The 5,320-nt window shown below is 69.3% G+C and carries 7 protein-coding genes; 3 read left to right on the plus strand and 4 right to left on the minus strand.

The annotated features are described in order from the left end of the window. The 3 genes from ABDW35_RS31600 to ABDW35_RS31610 form a co-directional block, all read left to right on the plus strand. The coding region (locus ABDW35_RS31600; RefSeq protein WP_343717815.1) for a M48 family metalloprotease at nucleotides 1–1,287 on the plus strand (1,287 nt) is incomplete at its 5' end. Between the two features lie 44 nt (nucleotides 1,288–1,331). Beyond that, complete coding sequence (locus ABDW35_RS31605) at nucleotides 1,332–1,928, plus strand: DsbA family protein (RefSeq protein WP_343717816.1); 597 nt, start codon at nucleotides 1,332–1,334, stop codon at nucleotides 1,926–1,928. An 88-nt stretch (nucleotides 1,929–2,016) separates the two neighbouring features. Continuing rightward, entirely contained in the window at nucleotides 2,017–2,790 is a 774-nt protein-coding gene (locus ABDW35_RS31610; RefSeq protein WP_343717817.1) for a DsbA family protein, read from the plus strand. 137 nt (nucleotides 2,791–2,927) lie between these two features. On the opposite strand, the gene ABDW35_RS31615 is transcribed toward ABDW35_RS31610, so the two are convergent. From ABDW35_RS31615 to ABDW35_RS31630, 4 genes are all read right to left on the minus strand, one after another. Continuing rightward, complete coding sequence (locus ABDW35_RS31615; RefSeq protein ID WP_343717818.1) at nucleotides 2,928–3,074, minus strand: hypothetical protein; 147 nt, start codon at nucleotides 3,072–3,074, stop codon at nucleotides 2,928–2,930. A 38-nt stretch (nucleotides 3,075–3,112) separates the two neighbouring features. Further along, nucleotides 3,113–3,691 (minus strand): TetR/AcrR family transcriptional regulator, encoded by a 579-nt coding sequence (locus tag ABDW35_RS31620; protein WP_343717819.1) that lies wholly within the window; start codon nucleotides 3,689–3,691, stop codon nucleotides 3,113–3,115. Nucleotides 3,692–3,917: 226 nt separating this feature from the next. Then, the gene (locus ABDW35_RS31625; RefSeq protein WP_343717820.1) at nucleotides 3,918–4,811 is read right to left on the minus strand and encodes an alpha/beta hydrolase; all 894 of its coding nucleotides are present in this window, start codon (nucleotides 4,809–4,811) and stop codon (nucleotides 3,918–3,920) included. Between the two features lie 15 nt (nucleotides 4,812–4,826). Next, complete coding sequence (locus ABDW35_RS31630; protein WP_343717821.1) at nucleotides 4,827–5,258, minus strand: carbohydrate ABC transporter permease; 432 nt, start codon at nucleotides 5,256–5,258, stop codon at nucleotides 4,827–4,829. Between the last annotated feature and the right edge of the window lie 62 nt (nucleotides 5,259–5,320).

A 5,320-nucleotide genomic window follows, 5' to 3' on the forward strand; every position in this document is an offset into this window, starting at 1 on the left:
CCCCTCGCGGCGGCCCAGGCGCAACGCATTCCGGTGGTCCGCGACGCCGAGATCGAAACTAGCATCCACAAGATGCTGACGCCAATCTTCCGGGCGGCCGGGCTGAACCCGGAGGCGGTCACCATCCTGCTGGTCAATGACGACGACGTGAACGCCTTCGTCGCCGGCGGCCAGAACATCTTCGTCTATGCCGGGCTGATCCTGGAGACGCGCAGCGCCGACGAGCTGCTGGCCGTGCTGGCGCACGAGACCGGCCACATCGCCGGCGGCCATCTGGTGCGCGGCTCCGAGCAGATGGAGCGCAGCAAGCTGATCGCCACCATTGGCTCGCTGCTGGGCGTCGCCGCCGGCGCGGCGGCCGGACGCGGCGACGCCGCCATGGCCGGCGCGATCACCGCCCAGGACATGGTGCGGCAGAACATGGTCAACTTCACCCGCGGCATCGAGAGCTCGGCCGACCAGGCGGGCTTGCGCTTCCTGGCCCAGGCCGGCATCCCGGCCGACGGCATGCTCAGCTTCCTCAAGCGCATGCAGGATGCCGAGCTGGCGCACCCGACCGGCTCGGAATATACCCGCACCCACCCGCTGACCGCCGACCGGATCGAGGCGGTGCAGGACGCGGTCGAGAAGTCGCCGCTGCGCGGCGGCAGCGTGCCGCCCGGCTATGACGACATGTTCGCCCGGATGCGGGCCAAGCTGTTCGGCTTCACCCAGCCGCAATCGGTGCCGCGAGTCTATCCGCCCGGCGACACCAGCGTCCCGGCGCAATACGCCCGGGCGGTCGCCGCCTATCGCAACAACTACTTCCCCGACGCGCTGGGCCGCACCGATGCGCTGATCAAGGCCGAGCCGCGCAACCCCTATTTCCTCGAGCTGCGCGGCCAGATCCTGCTGGAGACCGGGCGGCTGACCGAGGCCAGGCCGTATTACGAGCGCGCCTTGGCGCTGCTGCCGGGCGAGCCGCTGCTGCTGATCCCGCTGGCCCAGACCAAGATCGACCGCGGCTCGGATGCCGAGCTGCGCAGCGCCATCCGCGACCTGCAGCGCGCCAGCGTCGACCCGGAGAAGACGCCGCCGATCGTCTGGCGGCTGCTGGGCACCGCCTACGGCAAGGTCGGCGACATGGGCAACGCGGCGCTGGCCCTGGCCGAGGACAACCTGGCCCGCGGCGACAAGCCGAACGCCCGGGCCCAGGTCGAACGGGCGCTGCAGCTGCTGCCGCGCGGCTCGCCCGGTTGGCGCCGCGCCCAGGACCTGCAGAGTCAGGCCGAGGACAAGCCGGGCTGAAACGGATTTCAGAGCGAGATTTCACCATCGGAGGGGGATATTCGATGAACAGCATTCTGCGTCATGCCGGCCGACTTGCCGGCTCCATCCTGCTCGCCGCGCTGACGGCCGCCCCGGCCGCGGCGCAAAGCCCGGCCTCGCCGGTGCTGGGCAACCCGCGCGGCGACGTCACCATCCTGGAATTCTCCGACTACCAATGCGTCGACTGCAAGCGGTCGCAGCCGACGATCGAGCGGCTGCTGCAGGAGGACACCGGGCTGCGCATCGAGTTGAAGGAATTCGCCTTCCTCGGCCCGGTGTCGGTGACCGGCGCCCGCGCGGCGCTGGCATCACAGAAGCAGGGGCGCTACGCCGCGTTCCACACCGCGCTGATGCGCTTCAAGGGCCGACTCAGCGACGATCTGGTGTTCTCGATGGCGCGGCAGGTCGGCCTCGATGTCGACCGGCTGAAGCGCGACATGCAGGACCCGACGGTGACGGCGGAGCTGCAATCGGTCGCCGCCCTGACCAAGTCGCTGGGCATCGAGGGCGCGCCGGCCTATGTGGTCAATGGCCGCATGGTGCCGCACAGCGAGAACTACGACGCGGTGAGCTATGATGTGCTGAAGTCGGCGATCGATCAGGCCCGCATCAGAAAATGACGGAATCCGGCACGAAAGACCGTGACCCGGGACCGCGATCCCGCGAAAAGACCCTATGAGAGCCATGCGTCAGCGAAAGGATACCCCGATGCTCCGCCCCAGCCGTCTCGCCAGCCTGGCCGTCCTCGCCGCGGTGGCGGTGGCTTCGCCGTCGGTCTGGGCGCAGCAGTCGCCGGCCCCGGCCCAGAGCACCCCCGCGGTCGATCCGGCCCAGAAGGAGGCGATCGAGCAGGTAGTGCGCGACTATATCCGCGCCCATCCGGAGATCGTGGTCGAGGCGCTGGACGCCTACCAGGCCAAGAAAGATGCGGAGGAGCGCTCGGCCCAGGCCAAGACCCTGACCAGCCGGGCCGACGAGATCTTCCGCAGCGCGTCCTCGCCGGTGATCGGCAACGCCCAGGGCGACGTCACGCTGGTCGAGTTCTTCGACTACCAGTGCGGCTACTGCAAGCGCTCCCAGCCCGACCTGGAGCGGCTGATGAAGGCGGATAGCGGGCTCAAGGTGGTGCTGAAGGAGTTCCCGATCCTCGGGCCCGCCTCGGTGACCGCGGCGCGGGCCTCGCTGGCGGCGCAGAAGCAGGGCAAGTATCTCGACTTCCACACCAAGCTGATGGGCTTCAAGGGCCAGCTGACCGACCAGGTCGTCTACGACACCGCCCAGCAGGTCGGGCTCGACCTCGACAAGCTGAAGCAGGACATGAACGACCCGTCGGTGGTGGCGGAGCTGCGGGCCAACATGGACCTGGCCGAGGCGCTGGGCGTGCAGGGCACGCCGGCCTTCGTCATCAACGACCAGATCATCCCCGGCGCCGTCGGCTTCGACGCGCTGAAGAGCCAGATCGACAAGGACCGCGCGGGCTGAGGGCCCAAGCTCTCTTGTCCGTCAGTTAAGACCGTCATCGCGAGGAGCGAAGCGACGCGGCGATCCAGCGGCTCGATCCCTGGATTGCCACGCCCCTTCGGGGCTCGCAATGACGGGTCTGGATTTCGGATGGCCGGTCACGACTTCCGGCCGGCCGGCTCCTCGTCATCGATCAAGTCGAGCCGCGATTCGAGGTCGCGGATGGCGCTGCGCTGGGTCAGGACCTGCACGCCGAGCCAGATCATGGCGGCGATCATCAGCAGGAACACGATCGGGTCGATCATAGGCGTCTCCTTGCGCTGAGACGGATGGGGATGCGGCGTCAGGCGGCGGAGCCGCCGAGCGCCCGCAGGATGGCGCCGGCGATCGCCGGCGCATGGTCGGTGAGGCCGCCCTGGAGCCGGCCGTAGAGCAGGAACACCGCCGGCTGCAGCACGCAGCCGAACACCATGGCGGTGGCCAGCTGCGGGTCGGCGATGGTCACGGCGCCCTCGCGGATGCCGTCGACGACCACGGCGCCGATAACGTCGCCCGGGTTGGGCTCGCCCACCGCCAGGCTGGGCAGCGCCCGGTGCTGGACGATCAGCAGGAAGCGGAACAGCGCCGGGTCGCGGTCGTGCAGCTCGCAGCAGGCCACCACCATCGCCCGCATCCGCGCGGCGAAGCCGGCCAGCCCGTCCTGCGCCGCATGGACCTGGCGGCCCAGCGCCACATAGCGGTCGGCGAACAGCCCGGCCACGAACTCGTCCTTCGAGGTCAGGTGGCGATACAAGGCCGCCTCGGTCACCCCCACCGCGGCGGCGATGTCGCGCACCGAGGTGCCCTCCACCCCGCGCTCGGCGAACAGGCGGATGGCCGCCTCCTCGATCCGCGCCCTGGTGTCCCTGCCTTTGCCGGCCATACCACGACTCACAAAGTTAGTAATCGTTAACTAACTTATGGCGACATCGGCGTGGCTGTCAATGCCTCGCCGCATGAGCGCGGGTCGGCCGCTGCAGCGGCCCATCCCCCTTGCCGTCATCCCCGCGAAAGCGGGAATCTCTGTCCGGTCAGAGCGTCACGAGATCCCCGCTTTCGCGGGGATGACGGGTTGGGTTTTTGCAGCGGAACAGCGGCAGCGCGCCGCCTCAGCCCTCGTCGGCCAGGAACCGCAGGATCGCCTCGGAGACGGCGTTCGGGGCCTCGCGCTGGGGGAAATGGCCGATCCCGGGCAGGACGTCGCGCTCGTAGCGGTCGCGGAAGAACTTCTCCTTCCCGGCCGAGGTCGAGGGGTCGTTGCAGGGGTCGGAGCCGCCATGCAAGACCAGCGTCGGCACCCTGATCCCCGGGTTCGCGGCCAACTTCGCCTCGATCTCGTCGTAGCGCGGATCGCGCTCCGCCAGGCCCCAGCGCACCCGGTAGGAATGCAGCGTGACCTCGGCCCAGTCCGGGTTGTCGAAGGCCGCAGCCGTCGCCTCGAACTCCTCCTCCGCCAGCTCCCACTCCGGGGTCCAGATCCGCCAGATGTGGCGGGTGAAGCCGCGACGGTCGTTGCGCACCAGGTCGGCGCCGCGGTCGAGCGCCATGTACCAGTGGTACCAGTAGTTCTGGATCTGGTTGAGCGCGAGCGGCTGGTCCGGCGCGTTGGTGCCCCAGCCAACCGAGAGCGCGATGCAGTGCGACACCCGATCCGGCGCCAGGGCGCCGGCGATATAGGCGGCGCGGGCGCCCCAGTCGTGCCCGACCACGGCGAACCGCCCGAGGCCGAGCGCGTCGGCGAAGTCGAGCACGTCCTGCCCGAGCGCAGCGAGCTGGCCCGAACGCATGGTGCCGGGGTCGCGGAAGGCGGTGCCGCCGAAGCCGCGGAGATTCGGGACCAGGGTGCGGAACCCGGCATCGTGCAGGATCGGCAGCACCCGGTCCCAGGTGCGGCGATGATCCGGCCAGCCATGCAGCAGCACCAGCGGCCGGCCGTCGCCGGGCCCGCCCTCCTCATAGGCCACGCGCAGCAGCGGGGTGTCGACGGACGCGATCCCGGTCACGGACGTTCTCCTGGCCTATTCCTTCACGGCGCCGGTCATGCTGGAGACGTAGTGCTCGACGAAGAAGGAGTAGAGCAGCACCACGGGCAGCGACCCCAGCAGGGCGCCGGACATCAGGGCGCCCCACTGGTAGGTGTCGCCCTGGACCAGTTCGGTCAAGACCCCGACCGGGACGGTCTTGCGCTCGGAATCCGAGATGAAGGTCAGGGCGTAGATGAACTCGTTCCAGGACAGGGTGAAGGCGAAGATCCCGGCCGAGATCAGCCCGGGCACGGCCAGCGGCAGGGTGATGCGGCGCAGGATCTGCAGCCGCGAGGCGCCGTCGATGATGGCGCATTCCTCCAGCTCGAACGGGATCGAGCGGAAATAGCCCATCAGCAGCCAGGTGCAGAACGGCACCAGGAAGGTCGGATAGGTCAAGATCAGCGACCATTGGCTGTTCAGCAGGCCGAGCCCGGCGAGCTGGAGTCAACGCGCGACGCCTTCCAGATCTCGCCGTCAATCCCCCT

It is taken from the genome of Inquilinus sp. (assembly GCF_039594555.1).
Lineage (GTDB): Bacteria > Pseudomonadota > Alphaproteobacteria > DSM-16000 > Inquilinaceae > Inquilinus.